Annotated in this window: 17 protein-coding genes and 3 tRNA genes; 14 read left to right on the top strand and 6 right to left on the bottom strand. The window is 73.6% G+C overall.

Translation table 11 applies throughout. The annotated features are described in order from the left end of the window. Window positions 1–68: 68 nt before the first annotated feature. Together bioD and ACFFHU_RS05445 are read left to right on the top strand one after the other, a co-directional pair. On the top strand, window positions 69–773 hold the full coding sequence (gene bioD, locus ACFFHU_RS05450) for a dethiobiotin synthase (protein WP_377337244.1): 705 nt from the start codon (window positions 69–71) through the stop codon (window positions 771–773). A 129-nt stretch (window positions 774–902) separates the two neighbouring features. Further along, complete coding sequence (locus ACFFHU_RS05445; RefSeq protein ID WP_377336351.1) at window positions 903–2,348, top strand: amidase; 1,446 nt, start codon at window positions 903–905, stop codon at window positions 2,346–2,348. 181 nt (window positions 2,349–2,529) lie between these two features. On the opposite strand, the gene ACFFHU_RS05440 is transcribed toward ACFFHU_RS05445, so the two are convergent. Together ACFFHU_RS05440 and ACFFHU_RS05435 are read right to left on the bottom strand one after the other, a co-directional pair. After that, on the bottom strand, window positions 2,530–3,717 hold the full coding sequence (locus ACFFHU_RS05440; RefSeq protein ID WP_377336349.1) for a cytochrome P450: 1,188 nt from the start codon (window positions 3,715–3,717) through the stop codon (window positions 2,530–2,532). 9 nt (window positions 3,718–3,726) lie between these two features. Further along, window positions 3,727–4,395 carry a class I SAM-dependent methyltransferase gene (locus ACFFHU_RS05435; RefSeq protein ID WP_377336347.1) on the bottom strand — a complete coding sequence of 223 codons (669 nt, stop codon included), beginning with the start codon at window positions 4,393–4,395 and terminating at the stop codon, window positions 3,727–3,729. Window positions 4,396–4,561: 166 nt separating this feature from the next. Between ACFFHU_RS05435 and ACFFHU_RS05430 the strand changes: the two genes are divergently transcribed. After that, window positions 4,562–5,428, top strand: a complete 867-nt coding sequence (locus ACFFHU_RS05430) for a hypothetical protein (protein WP_377336345.1) — start codon at window positions 4,562–4,564, stop codon at window positions 5,426–5,428. Between the two features lie 21 nt (window positions 5,429–5,449). Here ACFFHU_RS05430 and ACFFHU_RS05425 read toward each other — a convergent pair whose 3' ends face one another. After that, window positions 5,450–5,821, bottom strand: coding sequence for a cupin domain-containing protein (locus ACFFHU_RS05425; protein WP_377336343.1), 372 nt, complete (start codon window positions 5,819–5,821; stop codon window positions 5,450–5,452). A 110-nt stretch (window positions 5,822–5,931) separates the two neighbouring features. Between ACFFHU_RS05425 and ACFFHU_RS05420 the strand changes: the two genes are divergently transcribed. Both ACFFHU_RS05420 and ACFFHU_RS05415 read left to right on the top strand, forming a co-directional pair. Next, on the top strand, window positions 5,932–6,780 hold the full coding sequence (locus ACFFHU_RS05420) for an AraC family transcriptional regulator (RefSeq protein WP_377336341.1): 849 nt from the start codon (window positions 5,932–5,934) through the stop codon (window positions 6,778–6,780). A gap of 57 nt (window positions 6,781–6,837) precedes the next feature. Continuing rightward, a complete protein-coding gene (locus ACFFHU_RS05415; protein WP_377336339.1) occupies window positions 6,838–8,019 on the top strand; it encodes an alkane 1-monooxygenase in 1,182 nt (393 codons plus the stop codon). A 40-nt stretch (window positions 8,020–8,059) separates the two neighbouring features. Here ACFFHU_RS05415 and ACFFHU_RS05410 read toward each other — a convergent pair whose 3' ends face one another. After that, window positions 8,060–10,201, bottom strand: coding sequence for an acyltransferase family protein (locus ACFFHU_RS05410; RefSeq protein WP_377336337.1), 2,142 nt, complete (start codon window positions 10,199–10,201; stop codon window positions 8,060–8,062). 73 nt (window positions 10,202–10,274) lie between these two features. Further along, window positions 10,275–10,877 (bottom strand): TetR/AcrR family transcriptional regulator, encoded by a 603-nt coding sequence (locus tag ACFFHU_RS05405; protein WP_377336335.1) that lies wholly within the window; start codon window positions 10,875–10,877, stop codon window positions 10,275–10,277. Window positions 10,878–11,167: 290 nt separating this feature from the next. Between ACFFHU_RS05405 and ACFFHU_RS05400 the strand changes: the two genes are divergently transcribed. From ACFFHU_RS05400 to ACFFHU_RS05360, 9 genes are all read left to right on the top strand, one after another. Then, window positions 11,168–11,240 (top strand) — tRNA-Gly (locus ACFFHU_RS05400). A 34-nt stretch (window positions 11,241–11,274) separates the two neighbouring features. Further along, a tRNA-Cys gene (locus ACFFHU_RS05395) sits at window positions 11,275–11,345 on the top strand. 13 nt (window positions 11,346–11,358) lie between these two features. Continuing rightward, a tRNA-Val gene (locus ACFFHU_RS05390) sits at window positions 11,359–11,433 on the top strand. 447 nt (window positions 11,434–11,880) lie between these two features. Beyond that, on the top strand, window positions 11,881–12,651 hold the full coding sequence (locus tag ACFFHU_RS05385) for a DUF2785 domain-containing protein (RefSeq protein ID WP_377336333.1): 771 nt from the start codon (window positions 11,881–11,883) through the stop codon (window positions 12,649–12,651). Between the two features lie 118 nt (window positions 12,652–12,769). Beyond that, the gene (locus tag ACFFHU_RS05380; RefSeq protein ID WP_377336331.1) at window positions 12,770–13,711 is read left to right on the top strand and encodes a diacylglycerol/lipid kinase family protein; all 942 of its coding nucleotides are present in this window, start codon (window positions 12,770–12,772) and stop codon (window positions 13,709–13,711) included. Between the two features lie 144 nt (window positions 13,712–13,855). After that, window positions 13,856–14,239, top strand: a complete 384-nt coding sequence (locus tag ACFFHU_RS05375; RefSeq protein WP_377336329.1) for a YciI family protein — start codon at window positions 13,856–13,858, stop codon at window positions 14,237–14,239. Then, window positions 14,236–15,480, top strand: coding sequence for an RNA polymerase sigma factor (locus tag ACFFHU_RS05370; protein ID WP_377336327.1), 1,245 nt, complete (start codon window positions 14,236–14,238; stop codon window positions 15,478–15,480). The genes ACFFHU_RS05375 and ACFFHU_RS05370 overlap by 4 nt, the downstream gene beginning before the upstream one ends. A gap of 137 nt (window positions 15,481–15,617) precedes the next feature. Then, window positions 15,618–16,958, top strand: coding sequence for a cellulose binding domain-containing protein (locus ACFFHU_RS05365; RefSeq protein ID WP_377336325.1), 1,341 nt, complete (start codon window positions 15,618–15,620; stop codon window positions 16,956–16,958). Window positions 16,959–16,987: 29 nt separating this feature from the next. After that, the gene (locus ACFFHU_RS05360) at window positions 16,988–17,368 is read left to right on the top strand and encodes a PPOX class F420-dependent oxidoreductase (RefSeq protein ID WP_377336323.1); all 381 of its coding nucleotides are present in this window, start codon (window positions 16,988–16,990) and stop codon (window positions 17,366–17,368) included. A 110-nt stretch (window positions 17,369–17,478) separates the two neighbouring features. On the opposite strand, the gene ACFFHU_RS05355 is transcribed toward ACFFHU_RS05360, so the two are convergent. Continuing rightward, window positions 17,479–18,042 (bottom strand): dihydrofolate reductase family protein, encoded by a 564-nt coding sequence (locus tag ACFFHU_RS05355; RefSeq protein WP_377336321.1) that lies wholly within the window; start codon window positions 18,040–18,042, stop codon window positions 17,479–17,481. Window positions 18,043–18,218: the final 176 nt, after the last annotated feature.

Here is an 18,218-nt window from a genome sequence, read left to right as displayed (position 1 = left end):
ACGGCCGCCGTGGCGGTGCCGGCCGGGGCGGTGCCACGGTGAGCGGCGCGGGCGGCTGGCGCGGCCCGGTGCTGGTCACCGGCACCGACACCGAGGTCGGCAAGACGATCACCACGGCCGCGATCGCGGCGGCCGCGCAGACCGCCGGGCTCAAGGTGGCGGTGGTCAAGCCCGGCCAGACCGGCACGGCCACCGGCGAGCCCGGCGACGCCGACACGGTGACCCGGCTGGCGGCACCGGCCACCGCGCGGACCCTGGCGAGCTACCCGGACCCGCTCGCGCCGCTGGCTGCCGCCCGGGTGGCGGCCGCGGAGCCGCTCGAGCTGTACGCGGCCGTCGACGCCATCCGGGAGGAGGCCGGCAGGCACGACCTCGTGCTGGTGGAGGGGGCCGGCGGGCTGCTCGTACCGATGGGTCTGCGGCCGTCCGGCGAGCCCTGGACGGTGGCCGACCTGGCCGTGTCGCTGGGCGCCCCGGCCGTGGTGGTGGCCCGCGCCGGGCTCGGCACCCTGAACCACACGGCCCTCACCCTGGAGGCGCTGGAGCGGCGGGCGGTGCCCGCCGGCGTCGTGCTGGGCGCCTGGCCGGCCGAGCCGGAGCTGGTGCACTGGGCCAACCTGACCGACCTGGTGCCCACGCTGCTCGGGGTGCTGCCGGACGGCGCCGGCGGGATGGACCCGGGCGTGTTCCGGCGGTCGGCGTCGGGCTGGCTGACCCCCGCCCTGTACGGCGTGCTCGACGACTGGCGCGCCTGGGCCGAGGACGTGCACTGACAATCGGGTCAGGACGCGATCCTCGCCATCGAGGCCGGCCCGGCTGACCGGGCGGAACGGGCCGCCGGGCCGGGCCGGCCGGGTTAGATTCGACCGGAATGCACGATTTTCGGTCGAGAGGCGGCAGTGGTGGGGGAGTCGCAACGGCGGTCCGGCGGTGATACCGCGGAGCTGTGCTGGACGCCGGCCACCGAGCTGGCCGCCATGGTGCGGGCGCGCGAGGTTTCGCCGAGCGAGATCGCCGAGGCTTTCCTCGACCGCATCGGGCGGGTCAATCCGGACCTCAACGCGTTCGTGCACCACGACCCGGAGCAGGTCCGATCGGACGCGAGGCGGCTCACCGAGGCGGTGGCCCGGGGCGAGCCGCTCGGCCCGCTGCACGGTGTCCCGTACGCGATCAAGCTGCTCACCGAGATGCGGGGGCTGCCGTTCAACGCCGGCATGCCGCCGTTCCGGGACCGGACGGGCGAGGTCGACGCGGCCGTGGTGGCCCGGATGCGGCGGGCCGGCGGGCTGTTCCTGGGCAAGACCAACGCGTCCGAGGGCGGCTACTACGGCGGGACCGACAACCACCTCTACGGCCCCACCCACAATGCCTGGCGGCAGGGCCTGTCCCCGGGCGGCTCCAGCGGCGGATCGGCGGCGGCGGTGGCGGCCGGGCTCACCCCGCTGGCCGAGGGCGCGGACGGGGCCGGCTCGGTGCGGATCCCGTCGTCGTTCAACGGCGTCGTCGGGTTCAAACCGTCGCTCGGCCGGATCCCGCAGACGCTGCTGCCGTCCCGGTACGCCACCTGGTGCTTTCACGGGCCGATCGCGCGGACCGTCGCCGACGCCGCGCTGATGCTGGACGTCACGGCCGGCGAGGACGCCAGTGACCCCCTGTCCCTGCCCGACCCGCCGGGGCGATTCGTCGACGCCCTCGACCGACCGATCGAGGGCCTGCGCGTCGCCTGGTCGCCCGACCTCGGCTACGCCGACGTCGACCCCGAGGTGGTCGCGGTCTGCGAGCGCGCGGTCCGGGCGTTCACCGAGCTGGGCGCCCGGGTCGAGGAGGCCAGCCCGGACTGGGACAACCCGGAGCAGGCGATGTGGGAGAGCGTCTGGGTGCCCGGCTTCGCCTGCGAGGTCGACCTGGCCGACTGGGACTCGCTGCCGGGCCAGGTCGACGACGGCTTCATCGAGCTGATGCGCCAGGCCCGCGAGCTGTCGGTGGCGCGGTTCGGCCAAGCCGACGCCGCACGTGGCCTCATGTGGGACCGGTTCACGGCCTTCATGCGCCGCTTCGACGTGCTGGTCAGCCCGACGCTGGCGTGCCAGCCGTTCCCGGTGGACCAGTTCTGCCCGGACGGTCTGCTGGGGGAGTCCCTGCAACGCCGGGTGCTCGGCTGGCTGCTGACGTACCCGTACAACATGCTCGCCACCCCGGCCATCACGGTGCCCGCCGGGTTCACCGGGTCCGGCCTGCCGGTCGGGCTGCAGATCGGCGGCGGCCTGCACACCGACGCGCTGGTGCTGGCCGTGGCCGCGCAGTTCGAACGGGCCCGGCCGTGGCGGGACCGGCGCCCGGACCGGTGAGCGCACGGACGCCGGCGCGGTCCCGGGCCTCCGCCCGCCGGCCTCCGCCCGCCGGCCTCCGCCCGCCGGCCTCCGCCCGCCGGCCTCCGCCCGCCGGCCTCCGCCCGCCGGCCTCCGCCCGGCGGCCTCTGCTCGCCGGCCCCCGTCGGGCCCCGGCGGGCCCGTTAAGAGGGGACCCTTCCTATACCAGAGGCGATAACAGGGGGCCCTTCCTTTCCAGCAGGAACGCGTCGGGCATGCGGAAGGAGAGGTTGTCGGGGCAGCGGGGGGCGCGCACCACGGTACTGCCGGTCAGCAGCGGCGCGGCGGCCGCGACCACCACGGCGGCCTCCATCCGGGACAGCTGCGCGCCGACGCAGCGGTGCGCGCCGGCGCCGAACGCGAGGTGCCGCCGGGAGCCGCGCTGCCCGGGCCGGAAGCCGTCCGGGACGGCGAACACCTCCGGGTCGCGGCCGGCCCGCGCGAGCCAGAGCACCACGCTGCGCCCGGCCGGCACGGCCACGCCGCCGAGCTCGGTGTCCCGGGCGGCCACCCGGCGCCAGGTCACGATCGGCGGCACCAGCCGGAGGCCCTCCTCGACCACGTCGTCCACCCCGACCGAGCCGTCGGCCAGCCCGGCCAGCACCGCCGGCTCGCCGTGCAGCCGGTGCAGCAGCAGGGTGAGGAACTGGGAGGTGGTCTCCTGGCCGGCCACGAGCAGGAAGAACAGCGCCCCCACCACCGTGTCCACGCCGTGCCCCGCGGCCCGCAACCGGGCGGCCAGCCCGGTCCCGGCGTCGGCGAACTCGCGTAGCGCGGCCGCGAACCGGCCCACCGTGCCGGCCAGCTTCCGCTGTCGGTCCGGGTCCACCGGCGCCCAGAACAGCTCGAGGGCGGCCCGGGAGAACTCCTTCACCACCGGCGCCTCGGCGGCCGGCAGGTCCACCAGGCGGGCCAGCACCAGCAGCGGCAGGTCGGCCGCCAGATCGGCGTACAGGTCGACGGGCCGGCCGGCCGTCAGCCGCCCGGCCAGCTCGCGGACCCGGCCTTCGACCACGCCCGTCAGCCACGGCCGTTGCTCGGCCACCCGGTCCGGGTGCAGCGCGTCGGCCACGGCGGCCCGGATGCCGGGATGGGACGGCGACGCGTTGTTGGCCAGCGTGGGCGGCAGCCGGAACCCGTGCCGGGCCAGGATCCGCAGCGCCGCCACCGGGATCGGCGTCATCGCGTCGAGCGCGTTGTCCGGCCGGTACGTCTCGGGCTCGGCCAGCACCCGGCGCACCTGCGCGTGCCGGGTCACCAGGGTGTGCGGCACCCCCACGTGGTCGGTGACGGTGGCGACGGCGGGCCACGGCCGGTCGACCGCGGCGTCCCAACTGCGGAACAGCACGGGCAGACCCTAGCCACCGGGCCGGGTACGGGGCGGGCGCAGCCGCCAGACCGTGGTGGGCTTCACCCGTACGCTCTCCAGCGCCGGCGGCACCGGCACCTCGTACGCGGCCACCCGGTCGAACCGGTCCCGTGGCAGGAAGGCCCGATCCGGGTCGCCGACCAGCACGCTCGCGCCGTCGTACGCGGCCCGCAGCAGGAACCGGAGCACCCGCTCGGCCATGGCCGCGCTGTAGAACACGTCGCCGGCCAGCACCACCTCGGCGTCCCCGGCGTCCCCGGCGAGCAGGTCGGCCAGCTCGGCGTCCACCCGTACCCCGTTGGCCCCGGCGTTGAGCCCGACGGCCGCCACGGCCCGGGCGTCGACCTCCACGGCCCGGACCCCGGCGGCGCCGGCGCGGGCCGCGGCGATCGCCACCAGGCCGGAGCCGGAGGCCAGGTCGAGGACCCGCCGGCCGGCCACCGTGTCCGGGTGGTCGAGGACGTACCGGGCCAGCGCCTGGCCGCCGGCCCAGGCGAACGCCCAGAACGGCGGGGGCTGCTCGCTGCGGAACTCGCCCTCGGTCAGCTCCCACAGCCCGATCGGCTCGTCGGCCTGGTGCAGCCGGAGCTCCGGGATGAAGGCGACCGGCGCGAGCCGGGCGTGCCGGCGGACGAAGGCGGTGGCGGGGTCGGACACGGTTACCGATTGTGCCAGCCGGCCCCGGGCGGTCACCGGTTCACCACGGCAGGTGAAAGTGCACCCGATCATTGTCGCCTGGTGCGCAGAAGACCCCCTTCTGCGTACGTACCGGTCGTCCTAGCGTTGCGGGGGACGATTTGTTCTCCCGATCGAGGCGGTGGCGATGACGCGACGATGGGCGGTCCGGCTGGCGGCGGCCCTGGTCCCGGTCGGCGCCTGGCTCGTCGCGACCGGCGGCCCGGTCGCGGCCGCGGGTCCGGACACGGTACGCATCGACGCCCCCGGCTTCGCGGCGGGCCGCACGGCCATCGTGGCGGCCGTGGCGTCCACCACGGCCGACGGCGACTGCCGCAAGGTGCGCTGGTCGATGCTGCTCCGGGTGGCCGGGATGCGGCCCGAGCAGGTGCGGGTGCAGCGGTTCGAGGACAACGGCGACTTCGCGGTGCAGGTGCGCGCCGACGGCAACACCACCCGGTTCACGGACCGGGCGTTGGACCCCGGCGTCCTGTGCCGGGGCCGTACCGACACGGCCCGGTACCGGCTGACCTTCGCCGCCGACGTGGTGGACGCCCAGGTCACCTTGCAGGCCGACGCGCTGGACGAGAACGGGCGGCCGCTCGCGCGGGCCGCCGTGACCCGGGACGTACCGGCCACCGGGGTGGCGGCGCCCACCCCGCCCGACCGCGGCGCCCCGCCGCCGGCCACCGCCGGGCCCTCCGGCGCGCCCACCGCGGCGGCCGAGGAGACCGGCACCGGACCGGCCCCCGACCCGGCCGCAACCGCCGCGGCGGCGCCGCCGGCCGGCGGCACGGGCGGGGACGTCACCGGTACGGGCCGCCGCGACGCGGTCTCGCTGCTCGGCGGGATCAGCGCGGTGCAGCTGGCGTTCCTGATCGGCGGCCTGCTGCTCTTCCTCGGCGTCGGCCTGCTGCTGCGGATGCGGCACCTGATCGGCTCCGACCGGGAGCCGGAGTTCGCCGGGATGGGCCCGGGGATGGCCGGCGGCCGGCGCCGCCGCGGCCGCCGGTAGCGCTCCGGGTGAGCCGCCGGCTCAGTCGAGGGTCTCGGTCGCCCTGGTCAGCGGGCCTCCCGCGTCGCCGGTGTTGAGCGTTCCGGCCGGCTCGCACAGCAGGATCGCGGTCTCCTCCGTCGCCACGGGACAGTGCTCGACCCCGCGCGGGACCACGAACAACTCACCCGGTTCCAGCACGACGTCGGCCTCCCGGAGCTGGATGGTGAGCCGCCCGCTGACGACCAGGAACAACTCGTCGGTGTCCGGGTGGGTGTGCCAGACGAACTCGCCCTTCACCTTGGCGAGCTTGATCTCGTAGTCGTTGAGCGTGGCCACCGTCTTCTGCGACCACAGCTCGCTGAACTGCGACAGCCTGTCGGCCAGGTTGACCGGAACGATGGATCTGGGCATCGGGCATCCCTTCTCACGGTGTCGGCGGGCCGCCGGGCCACCCCCGTGGGGCCCGGCCGCCGTAACCAGCGTGACTGTCCGGGCGCGCCCCGGTCTTGTACGTTCCTGGCATGGCGGGAGACCGACCGGGCACGTCCGTCAACGCATGGCGGCCGCCGGTTCCGGGGATCGCCGAGGTCTTCCACGCGCACTTCACCGATTACGCGTACCCGGCGCACACCCACGACACGTGGGACCTCATGATCCTCGACGACGGCTCGGTCGACTTCGCGCTCGACCGCAGCCGGCACGGCGCGACCGGTACGGCCACCGTCCTCCTGCTGCCGCCGGGCGTCCCTCACGACGGCCGGACGGTAACCGCTGCCGGTTTCCGCAAGCGCAACCTCTACCTCGACGAGTCCGTGCTCCCGCACCGGCTGACCGGCCGTGCAGTGGACGCGCCGATCCTGATCGACGGGCCGCTGCGCGATCGGATCCACCACCTGCACGTCGCGCTGCGCCATCCCGGGGACGGCTTCGAGGCCGAATCCCGGCTCTCGTTCGTCCGGGAACGGCTGCGCGTCCACCTCGACGCGCTCCGGCCCCGGGCGCCGGGGCGGGAGGCGAGTCGGTTCGCGGTCGCGCTGCGGGAGCTGCTGGACGCCCGGACGGCCGCCGGCGTCTCGCTGGGCGAGGCGGCCAGCGTCCTGCACGCCGACCCCACCCACCTGATCCGCTGCTTCACCCGGACGTACGGCCTGCCGCCGCACGCCTATCTCACCGGTCGGCGGATCGAGCGGGCGCGCCGGCTGCTCCTCGACGGCCACCGGCCCGCCGAGGTCGCGGCGACCGTGGGTTTCCACGACCAGGCCCACCTGAACCGGCACTTCACCCGGCACGTGGGCACCACTCCCGCGCGCTATCAGCGCGCCGGCCGGGACGTCCCAGCGCCCTCCTTTACAAAATCTAGACTCTTGTAAAGCGCATCGATCCGTGCCACAGTCGATCCCAACGCTCGCCGAGCCTGGGAGGCGGAGATGGCCATCGTGACCGGTACGGCATCCACGAGCACCACCTGGCGGGACGTCCGCAAGCCACTGTGGCCGCTGGCGCTGGTCGTACCGGTGCTGCCGTTCCTCGGCTTCGCGCTCTGGCGCGGGACCGGCGGCGCGCTGGCCTGGTGGCTCACCCCGGCCGTGGTCTTCGGCGCCATCCCGGCGGTGGACCTGCTGATCGGCGACGACCGGCGCAACCCGCCGGATGCCGAGTTCACCCGGTTGCAGGCCGCCGGTTACTACCGCTGGCTCACCTATCTCTGGCTGCCCGCCCAGTACGCCGCCCTGGTGCTGTGCTGCGCGGTGTGGCAGCGCGGCGGCCTCGGCGTCGCCGGCGCGGCCGGCCTGATCGCCACCGTCGGCGTGGTCAACGGCATCGCCATCAACACCGCGCACGAACTCGGGCACAAGCGCGAGCGGGCCGAACGCTGGCTGTCCAAGGTGGCGCTCGCGCCCACCGGTTACGGGCACTTCTACGTGGAACACAATCGCGGGCACCACGTCCGGGTGGCCACCCGGGAGGACCCGGCCAGCGCGCGGCTCGGGGAGAGCTTCTGGGCGTTCTGGCCGCGGACCGTCCGCGGCAGCCTCCGCTCGGCCTGGCGGCTGGAGACCGGCCGGTTCCGGCTCCGCCACCGCAACCCGTGGACCTGGCGCAACGACGTGCTGAACGCCTGGGCCATGACCGTGCTGCTGTTCGGCGCCCTGGCGCTCGCCTTCGGATCCGGCGTGCTGCCGTTCCTGCTGCTTCAGGCGGTGGTCGGGTTCTCGCTGCTGGAGGCCGTCAACTACCTCGAGCACTACGGGCTGGCCCGGCAGCGGAACGCGGCCGGCCGGTACGAGAAGGTCGACCCGCGGCACAGCTGGAACAGCGACCGGATCGTCACCAACGTCTTCCTGTTCCAGCTGCAACGGCACAGCGACCACCACGCCAACCCGCTGCGTCGCTACCAGACCCTGCGCACCTTCGACAGCTCGCCGCAACTGCCCGCCGGGTACGCCAGCATGGTGGTGTCCGCGCTGATCCCGCCGCTCTGGCACCGGCTCATGGATCACCGCGTGCTGGCGCACTACGGCGGCGACCTCTCGCTGGCCAACGTCCACCCGCGCGCCGAGGCCCGGCTGCGGACCCGGCTCGGTTCCGCCAGCCGATCCGCCGGCTGAGCCGGTTCCGCCGGTCGACCTGCCGGCTGAGCCGGTTCCGCTAGCCGACCTGCCGCCCGAGCGCCGCCGCCAGGCGCGGCCCGAGGGTGCGGGCGTAGGTCGCGGTGATCCGGTTGGCGGCCTGGTAGACCAGCGCCCCGCCGATCACCGGGGCACACCGGTCCGTCGGGCAGACGGCATCGTTCAGGTCCACCAGGGCGGCGTTGCGGAGTCCCTTGACCGCCCGCTCCTGCGCCTCGCCGGCCCCGGCCGCCAGGGCGGCCTTGCGTGGCGCGGCGCACCGGGTCAGCCGGTTCCGGTTCTCCGCCGCGCAGTCGGCGGGGTTGAACCAGAACACGGGGGTGTCGCGGAGCACCACCAGCCGGGTCGCCCCGGTGGCGATGGCCGACCACGCCCGCCGCAGGCCGTCGGCGGTCAGCTTGCCGGAGTCCCGGCCGGTCACCCTCTTGCCGTCGCGGGTCGGTGCGAACCGGGAATTGCTGGTCAGCACCAACGACGGGTGGTCGGCGGCCAGGGCCGTCCGGAGGTTGGCGTTCCAGTCCGCGCATTCCCGGTACGTCTGCACCGCGGTCAGCGCCACGGCGCCCGCGGTCAACGGGCACGCCTCCTTGAGGTACGTGACCACCCACCAGTGCCGGGCCGCGGCGACGGCCTGCAGCGCGGGCAACCAGGCGGCGGCCTGACCGTCCCCGACCAGCGCCACGGTGACCTTCGAGTCCCGGTCCCCGTACCCGCAGGAGAGCGGCCTGGTCTCCGGCACGGGCGCGACGCAGCCGTGCCGGTAGGCGTCGGACCGGTCCTCGGCGGCGGAGCGGGGATCGGGGACCATCCGCGCCACCCGGTCCACCGGAGCGCCGTGCCGGTCGTCCCGCGGCTGGGCGCCCAACACCGCCGCTCCGGGCGGCCCGTCGTCGGGCGCCGGGCTGACCGCGGCGGCGGGCGCGGGCGGCGGCGCGGCCTCGTCCCGGGCCGGCGACGCCGACGGCCACAGCGTGATCTGGAACAGCAGCCCGGCCGCGGCCGCCACGCTGGTGCAGACCGCCCCGAGCTGCAGCGCGATCCGCGGCTGGTCGGCCAGGACCGGCCACCGGCGCAGCGGCTGCTCGACGTACCGGTGGGTCAGCACCGCGGGCACGGCCGCGGCCAACGCCACGAGCAACCCCGCGGGCGCGCTCAGCGCACCGAACCGCGCGGTCGCGACGACCAGCAGCGGCCAGTGCCAGAGGTAGAGCGGATAGGAGACGGCGCCGACGGCCTGCAGCGGACGCCGGTCCAACAGCAGGCCCGGACCCGCGCCCCCGACCGGAACACCGGCCGCCAGCACGGCGGCCGCGCCAAGTGCCGGCGCCAGCGCCGGCCAGCCCGGAAAGCCGTCGACGTGCCGCACCAGCAGCGCCGCCCCGACGATGGCCGCCAGGCCGGCCCAGGCCAGGGCCGCCGCCGCGGCCCGCGGCAGCCGGGCCAGGCGCGCGCCGAGCAGCGCCACCGCGCCGCCGACGGCGAGCTCCCAGAGCCGGGGGGCGGTGCCCAGGTACGCCCGCTGCCCGCCCGCCGCCGCGAGCCAGCCGGCCCAGCCGAACGAGACCGCGCCGACCAGGGTCAGCGCGGTGAGCATCCGGATCCGCTGCGCCCGGAGGGTCTCGGCGAAGCGGTTCACGCCGACCAGGGCCAGCGCCAGCAGCAGCGGCCAGATCAGGTACGCCTGAACCGCCACCCCCAGCGGCCAGAGGTGCCGCAGGATGCCGGGGTCGGCGACCGGGCCGGCGGGCTGACCGGCCAGCCGCCAGTTGAGCACCTGCAGAGCCCCGGTCATCGCGTCCCAGCCGGTGGCCGACCAGCCCGACCGGGGCAGCAACAGGACCGTCAGCAGCAGGCAGGTGATCAGCACGAGCAGGGCGGCCGGCAGCAGCCGGCGGACCCGTTCGGCATAGAACGCTGCGGCCTCGATCCGGCCGGTGCGTTCGAGATCGGCGCAGAGCATGCCGGTGACGAAGAAGCCGGACAGCACGAAGAACACGTCCAGCCCGACAAAGCCGCCGGGCAGCAGCCGGGGCGCCGCGGCGCCCGCCAGGATCAGCAGGACAGCGACCGCACGCAGGCCCTGAATGTCGCCGCGCGGGCCGGCCGGCCGGTCGGGGTCGACTCGACGGTCCACCTCGGCCCGGATGTCCAGTTGGGTCATGGCGTCTCTCCCTGCCCGCAGCGGTGATCCCGCTACGGTCAACGATCGCCGCGGGGCGGGGGGACGTACCGCCTCAGGCCAGGTCGCCCGGGCCGATGCCCAGCTCCCGGCCGGTGGTCACCCGGATCCACTCGCCCAGCTGGCGCCGGCTGATCACGCGATCGTGCACGGACACCTGGATGGCCAGCCCGTCGATCACCGCGTTGATCCGCCAGGCCGCGCCCGCCGGGTCCGGGCAGCTGAACGAGCCGTCCGCGACGCCCGCCGAGATGACCTCGGTGAGCGCCTCCCGCCAGCGCAGGTCGAGCCGCCGGGAGACCCGTTCCAGCTCCGGCGTGCGCAGCGCCTCCGACCAGCCGTCGATCCACAGCGACCACGAGGTGGAGCGGCCCGTCGGGGCGTACAGCTTGATGATCCTCTTGAGCTTCACCAGCGGCGGCGTGCTGGCCCGGAGCACCGAGTCCAGCCGGGCGAGGTCCCGCTCGGCGGCGTACGCGAAGGCCTGCGCCAGCAGCCGTTCCTTGGTGGAAAAGTGATAGAAGACGAGGGCCTGGCTGACGCCGGCCGCGTGCGCGACGTCGGCCGTCCGCGTGTTGGCCAGGCCGCGCTCGATGATCACGTCGCACGCCGTGCGCAGCAGCGAATCAAGGCGGACCTCTGCCGCACGTCTCGTCACGCGGCTACGGTAATCCATTGATCCGGATACGGGGAGTGACCAGGGGCGGTGTTGAGGCGTGACGAACAGTCAACAATCGGACACTTGCCTGGAGACAACGTCCGTCGGGCCCGGTCCCGACTGAGCCAGGCTCCTAGGAAGCTCGGCACCCTGATCCACCCGGCACGCCGTTCCCGCACGATCTTCCGCAGGACGGTCTTCCACAGGACGCGCCGGAAGCACCCCGAGTTGGCATCCGCTGTGGCACTCGGCTAAAGTTCTCATCCGTCGCCGGAAACACCCGGCGACACGCGGACGTAGCGCAGCTGGTAGCGCATCACCTTGCCAAGGTGAGGGTCGCGGGTTCGAATCCCGTCGTCCGCTCGGAGATGCCACCATGCACGTCGGGGGCAACCTCGGTGGAGTGGCCGAGAGGCGAGGCAACGGCCTGCAAAGCCGTGTACACGGGTTCAAATCCCGTCTCCACCTCGGCAACTGACGAGGGCGATTGGCGCAGTGGGAGCGCGCTTCCTTGACACGGAAGAGGTCACTGGTTCAAACCCAGTATCGCCCACCAGCTATATAGGTAGTTCACGCGACCCGTTACCGGTGACCCGGTAGCGGGTCGTCTGCCGTTCGGCCATGACGGTGGGAGCAGTATCTCGGGCAAGCGCTGGAACTCGTGACTACCGCGGAGGTGGGCCCCGGCGTCGGCCGGGCCCACCTCTTACTAGGGTCCGTCAGCTGCTGGTGAGGGTGAACGGCGGAGCCAGGAACCTGAAGGCCGGTAAGCCCGCTTGCCGTCGCGGGGTAGGGGCGGTGGCTGGCTGTGCGGGACTTTCCGTTGGAGGTACAGCTCAACGTCGACGGGTCGGCGGATGTGGCGTACCGGTGGGTGAATGAGTTGTCGGCGGTGACCATCGGGCGCGAGCGGGCGGAGCTGGCTGGTCTGCCCGCTCGCGCCCGGCTGGTGAGGGATAGTTGTGAGAAGCGAGTTTCTCGCCGGGTCATCTACCCTCGACGGATGGACTTCGACCCGCTTCTGGAGATGCTCAGCTCACCGGATCCGGTCCAGCGCGACGACGGCGCCTGCACGGAACTGATCAACACGGTGCGACGCGGTAAATTCGACGACCGGTTGGTCGAGCTCGGCGACGCCTTGGTCGACCGATTCACGTACCCGGAAGTGCAGGCCCGCACCTCCGCTCCGCTGGTGCTGGCCGCGGTCGTAGAGCGTGACCGCGTCGAGCCCGAGGTCGCCCGCGGCTGGCGCGACGCCTTCACGTCCTGGTGGCTCGGCGAGAAGGACCTGCGCGGCTGGGACGATCGACTGGGGTGGCTTCACGCGATCGCCCACGGAGCCGACCTGGTCCGGGCGTTCGGCACCCGGCCACGATTTTCCCCGAAGGAGACCGGTACGCTCCTCGCCATCGTCGGTGACCGGGTCGCCGCGGAAACCGATTATCGGTATGCCCAGATGGAGGAGGACCGGGTGGCCCGCGCGATAGGACGCATCCTGACCCGGCAGGACCTGACAAGGTCCGACGCCACCGGCTGGCTGGACTCCGTGGATCGGCTATTCGCCACCGGCGGCCCCGGATCGCTGCCGATACCGGTCGCGAACACGCTCGCGGTGCTCCGCGCGACCTACATCACGGCCGACCGGAGCGGCACCGCCTGGGGCTCCGCCCTCGCCGACGAGATCGCCGAACGCCTGCACTTCGCCTTCCCGGCATACCCAGCCGTTCGGCCTCCCCGCGATGCCGGCAGCCACCCGTCGAACTACCCCGATTAGCTTGACTTGGGTGGCCGCCCCCGTTTCATGCGGTCGGCGTCGCTCCCACAGGCGGCTGGCCCCGAGACGGCGCGACTCGCGGACTGGGAGAGCGGCGATCTGGGTACGTCATCATGGCATGAGCACGGTGTTGAACCCCAACGTCGACCCGGCGCAGGTCGGCACGGTCGCGGTCATCGCCCACCGCAACAAGTCGCTCGGCGGTGGCCTCGACGAGCTGCGGGCCCGGCTGGCTGGCGCGGGCATCGACGCCCCCCTCTGGTACGAGGTGCCCAAGAGCAGCAAAGCGCCAAAGAAGGTTCGCAAGGCGCTCAAGAAGGGCGCCGACCTGATCTTCCTGTGGAGCGGTGACGGCATGGTGCAGCGCTGCGCCGACGTGCTGGCCGGCACGAAGGCGGCCGTGGCGCTGCTGCCCGCCGGCACGGCCAACCTGTTCGCCAGGAATCTCGGCATCCCGGACGACCTGGCCGAGGCCGTGCGGATCGGGTTGCACGGCCGGCGGCGCACCGTCGACCTGGGCCGGCTCAACGGCGAACACTTCGCGGTGATGGCCGGCGCCGGCTTCGACGGGGACATGATCCGCGGCGCCGACCGCCAGCTCAAGGGCCGGTTGGGCCGCGCGGCGTACATGTGGACCGGGCTGCGGCACATCCGCAGCGATCTGGCGCGGACCCGCATCGCCGTCGACGGCGCCGAGTGGTACGACGGCGAGGCGAGCTGCGTGCTGTTCGGCAACGTCGGCACGATCACCGGCGGCATCCCGGCCTTCGAAGGCGCCCGGCTCGACGACGGCCTGCTCGACGTCGGCGTCACCACCGCCAGCGGCGCCATCGAGTGGGCCCGGACCCTCGGCCGGATGGCCCGGGGCGACGCCGACAAGTCGCCGTACGTCCGGACCACCCGCGGCCGGAAGATCACGGTCAAGTTCGCCAAGCCCCTGATGTACGAGTTGGACGGCGGCGCCCGCAGGGCGGTGACCCGGCTGAAGGCCCGCGTCGCTCCCGGCGCGTTGACCGTCTGCGTCCCCGAACCATCGAGCACGGCTCCGGCGGCCGCGTAGCCCCGCGGACCGACCCGGTTGCGCCTCGCAGGGTTTCCCGGTGGTGTCGTATCCCCGTGTGACCGTTCGTGGATCTGACGTACGGCGCGGCCGAGGAGGGTCGCCGGCGGGCACCCTCGTTCCGCGAACCGAGAGGAGACGATCGTGACCGAATACCTGATCACCTTCAACGACGAGTGGGTGCCCGAGCACACGGTGGAGCAGCTGCGGGAGAAGTCCGCGGCCGTCCGGCCGGTGATCGAGGAGATGCAGGCCCAGGGTGTCCTGGTTTTCACCAACGGCGGCCTGGACCGGTCCACCGTGCTGTGCAGCGTCGAGGCGGTGGACGGCAGGCCGGTCTTCACCGACGGCCCGTACGCCGAGACCAAGGAGCACCTGGGCGGCTTCGCCGTGGTCGACGTGCCGGACGACGAGGCGGCGCGGTACTGGGCCGGCCGGCTCGCGACCGTGCTCGGCTGGCCGCAGGAGGTGCACCGGTTCCGCAGTCCCGGGGAGGTCCAGCGGAGCCGTACGCTGCTGGATCGGTGACCGGTCCCACCGCCGAGCAGGCGATCATCCGCGCCCACCACCAGGAGTGGGCGCTGGTGGTCGCCGGCCTCGCTCGCCGGTTCGGCGACCTCGACGTCGCCGAGGAGGCGGCGGCCGAGGCGTTCGCGGCGGCCGCGGAGCGCTGGCCGCGGGAGGGCGTGCCCGGCAATCCCGGTGGTTGGCTCGTCACCACCGCAACCCGCAAGGCGATCGATTGGCTCCGTCGCGAGTCGCAGCGCGACGCCAAGCACCAGGCGGCCCGAATGGTGTACGACGACACCCCCGCCGAACCGACCGGCCCGGTCGAGGACGACCGGCTCCGGCTGGTCTTCACCTGCTGCCACCCGGCGCTCGCCCTGGAGGCCCGGGTGGCGCTCACCCTGCGCCTGCTCGGCGGCCTCACCGTGGCCGAGATCGCCCGCGCCTTCCTGGTGCAGGAGTCCGCGATGGCGCGCCGGATCACTCGCGCCAAGGCAAAGATCAAGGCTGCGAACATCCCGTACCGGGTGCCCTCGGTCGACGACATCCGTGAGCGGCGCGCCGGCGTGCTCGCGGTCGTCTATCTCATCTTCAACGAGGGCTACCTGGCCAGCGAGGGCGACGACCCGGTACGCGCCGACCTCACCGAGGAGGCGATCCGGCTCGGCCGCCTGCTGCGTACCCTGCTCCCGGATGACGGCGAGGTGGCCGGTCTGCTCGCGCTCATGCTCCTGATCGACGCCCGGCGGACGGCGCGGGTGTCCCGCACGGGGGAGTTGGTGACCCTCGACGAGCAGGATCGGGGCGCGTGGGACCGCGCCCTCATCGCCGAGGGCGCCGCCCTGGTCCGCGAGCGGATCCGGGCGGTGGCGACCGGCGGCGACCCGCCCGGGCGCTACCAGTTGCAGGCCGCGATCAACGCCGTCCACGCGGCCGCGCCGTCGAGCCGGGACACCGACTGGTCCGCCATCGTCGCCCTCTACGGCCGGCTGGCAATGCTCGACCCCTCGCCGGTCGTGCGGCTCAACCGGGCGGTCGCTCTCGCCGAGGTCGACGGCCCCGGGGTCGGGCTCGCCGAGGTCGACCGGCTCGCCGGGGTCCTCGACGGCTACCACGCCTTCCACGCCACCCGCGCCGACCTGCTGCGGCGGCTCGGGCGTGGCCGCGAGTCGCGGACGGCGTACGACCGGGCCATCGAGCTTGCCGGCAACCCGGCGGAACGGGCCTATCTCACCCGCCGTCGCGACCAGCTCGCCAGCTGACCCGCGGACCGCTCCCGGCGTTCCCGTCCAATCGATGAGCTTCGCTTGACAGCCGGGTCGGGTGGCGGCGAAGCTGGCGGTGTCCCCGGCGTTCGCGCGTCCCCAGTTTTACCGTGCCCGCACACCGGAGGACCCAGATGGCCCCGATTCGCTCCCGGTCCCGCGTCCTGCTCGCCGCCGCCGGCGGGCTCGCCGTCGCCGCCGCGGCCGGCGTGCTGAGCACGGCCGCGGCCCACGCCGCGGCCGGCTGCGGCGTCGACTACACGGTGTCCAGCTCGTGGCCGGGCGGCTTCACCGCGGCCGTCACCGTCACCAATCTCGGCGACCAGATCAATGGCTGGAGGCTGAGCTGGTCGTTCGGCGCCGGGCAGAGCGTCACGCAGCTGTGGAACGGCTCGGTCGCCCAGTCGGGCGCCCAGGTCACCGTCACGAACGCCCCGTACAACGGCGCCATCGCCACCGGCGGCGCCGTGTCGTTCGGCTTCAACGGTACGTGGAACGGCAGCAACCCGAAGCCCGGCAGCTTCACCCTGAACGGCGTGGTGTGCACGGGCTCGGTCGGCCAGTCCCCGCCGGACACCCCGACGCCCGGCAGCCCGACGCCCGGCAGCCCAACGCCCAGCAGCCCGACACCCGGCAGCCCGACGCCGACGGGTGGCAGCCCGACACCGACCCCGAGCAGCCCGCCGCCGCCGTCCACCGGACCCACGCCGCCGCCGGTCAGCTCGGTCGGCGGCTCGGGCCCGTACCCCGCGGGGTACGAGACCGTGAGCAACCTCGCCAACCACACCCTCTACCGGCCGGCGAGCTTCCCGGCGCGGCAGCTGCCCATCTTCCTGTGGGGCAACGGCGGCTGTTCGAACAACGGGACCGACTCGTTGCCCTTCCTGCGGGAGATCGCCTCGCAGGGCTTCCTGGTGATCGCCAACGGTCGCCCGGGCGGCGGGTCCGGTTCGGAGACGTCGGCGCTGTTGACCCAGTCGATGGACTGGGCCGCCGCGGAGAACAACCGGCAGGGCAGCTGGTACTACGGACGGATCGACACCACGAAGATCGCGGTGGCCGGCTGGTCCTGCGGCGGCCTCGAGGCGTACGAGGTCTCCAACGACCCACGGATCACCACCACCATGATCTTCAGCAGCGGGTTGCTGGACGACAACAACGACTACCAGCTCAAGCGGCTGACGAAGCCCATCGCGTACATCATGGGTGGCCCGAGCGACATCGCCTACGCCAATGGCATGGACGACTGGGGCAAGCTGCCCGCCGGGCTGCCGGCTTTCATGGGAAACCTGCCCGTCGGGCACGGCGGCACGTACACCCAGACCAACGGCGGGGAGTTCGGCCGGGTGGCGGTGCTCTATCTCAAGTGGCGCCTGCTGGGCGACCGCACCGCCGGGCAGAACTTCGTGGGCGTCAACTGCGGCCTGTGCAGCAACACGCAATGGACCGTCCAGCAGAAGAACCTCACCCTCTAAAGGACCGGCCCGACCGCTACGCTGGCGGGATGAGCGTGGCCGACGAGATCGTCCGGAGCCGGTACGTCAGCCTGACCACCTTCCGCAGGAACGGCACCCCGGTGGCCACGCCGGTCTGGCACGTGCCGCACGGTGCCGAGCTGTGGATCGTGACCGAGGCGGGCTCGGGCAAGGTCAAGCGGATCCGGAACAATCCGCGGGTACGGGTGCAGCCGTGCTCCCCGCGCGGGAAGGTGGCGCCGGGTGCGCCGAGCGAGACGGGAACGGCCCGATTGCTGGACGCGGACGGGACGGCGCTGGCCCGCCAGCTGCTGGCCCGCCGGTATGTCATGTCGCGGGCGGGGAACTGGTTCGCTCGGCTGCTGCGGCTACGCCGCCCCCCGATGATCGGCATCGTCGTGTCGTTCTGACCGGCCTGGGAGGCCTGCCGGCCCGGGAAGCCTACCGGCTCCTCTCGGCTCCTCGGCCGTTGGCGCTCCGGCCCCACAGGGAGCGCCAACGGCCCGGACCTGGCTGCCGGTCATTGCCCGAGCGGGCGGTAACGGAGGAGGAGAACCCCGTTTTGGAAGCGGCGCTCGTCCAGGAGCTCAAGGTCGGTGCGCACGCCGGTCGGCAGTCCGGGCTTGCCCCCGCCGACGGCAACGGGCCAGACGAACAGCTGGCACTCGTCGACCAAGCCGGCCTTGAACGCCTGCGCCGCGAGGTTGGCGCCCCCGACGGTGAGATCGCTGCTGGCCGTGGCCTTCAGCTCACGTACCGCCGCCGGGTCGAACCGGCGTTCCAGTCGGGTGTCGGCAGTTGACGCCGTGGCGAGGGTCGTGGAATAGACGACCTTGCTGGCCGCCTGCCACGTGTGCGCGAAGTCGGCCATGAGGTCGGACTGCGCGGCCAGGGCGGGGTCGGTCTCCCAGATGGCCATCGACTCGTACAGGCGCCGCCCGTAGAGGAACGTGCCCACGGACCGCAGGAGGTCGGTGTAGTGCACGAACAGCTCGTCGTCCATGGGCAGCCAGGCGAACACGCCGCGCTCGTCCTCGATGTAGCCGTCAAGCGACACGTTGGTCTGGTAGATCAGCCTTGCCATGCCTCTGCCTCCGCTGCGCGTAGGACCCGCCGGGGATGTCACCCGTGGCCCGCCAGATGGGCGAGCCGCACGCCGGTCTCGGGTCGGGCAGACGTCCCTGCCCCTCATCCTGGTCTACGAACGAGTCGGCCCGGATCGGACACCCTGCAGCGAAAAGGCTCCGCGGTGCCGGCGGT

This window comes from Plantactinospora siamensis (genome assembly GCF_042434095.1).
Classification (GTDB): domain Bacteria; phylum Actinomycetota; class Actinomycetes; order Mycobacteriales; family Micromonosporaceae; genus KBS50.
This window is presented reverse-complemented; position numbering and strand designations above follow the sequence as displayed.

Coding starts and splice junctions, on each gene's coding strand:
- ACFFHU_RS05365 (WP_377336325.1), top strand. CDS start 15,618: ATGGCCCCGATTCGCTCCCGGTCCCGCGTCCTGCTCGCCGCCGCCGGC.
- ACFFHU_RS05380 (WP_377336331.1), top strand. CDS start 12,770: ATGAGCACGGTGTTGAACCCCAACGTCGACCCGGCGCAGGTCGGCACG.
- ACFFHU_RS05420 (WP_377336341.1), top strand. CDS start 5,932: ATGGCGGGAGACCGACCGGGCACGTCCGTCAACGCATGGCGGCCGCCG.
- ACFFHU_RS05415 (WP_377336339.1), top strand. CDS start 6,838: ATGGCCATCGTGACCGGTACGGCATCCACGAGCACCACCTGGCGGGAC.
- ACFFHU_RS05425 (WP_377336343.1), bottom strand. CDS start 5,821: ATGCCCAGATCCATCGTTCCGGTCAACCTGGCCGACAGGCTGTCGCAG.
- ACFFHU_RS05385 (WP_377336333.1), top strand. CDS start 11,881: ATGGACTTCGACCCGCTTCTGGAGATGCTCAGCTCACCGGATCCGGTC.
- ACFFHU_RS05360 (WP_377336323.1), top strand. CDS start 16,988: ATGAGCGTGGCCGACGAGATCGTCCGGAGCCGGTACGTCAGCCTGACC.
- ACFFHU_RS05430 (WP_377336345.1), top strand. CDS start 4,562: ATGACGCGACGATGGGCGGTCCGGCTGGCGGCGGCCCTGGTCCCGGTC.
- ACFFHU_RS05410 (WP_377336337.1), bottom strand. CDS start 10,201: ATGACCCAACTGGACATCCGGGCCGAGGTGGACCGTCGAGTCGACCCC.
- ACFFHU_RS05355 (WP_377336321.1), bottom strand. CDS start 18,042: ATGGCAAGGCTGATCTACCAGACCAACGTGTCGCTTGACGGCTACATC.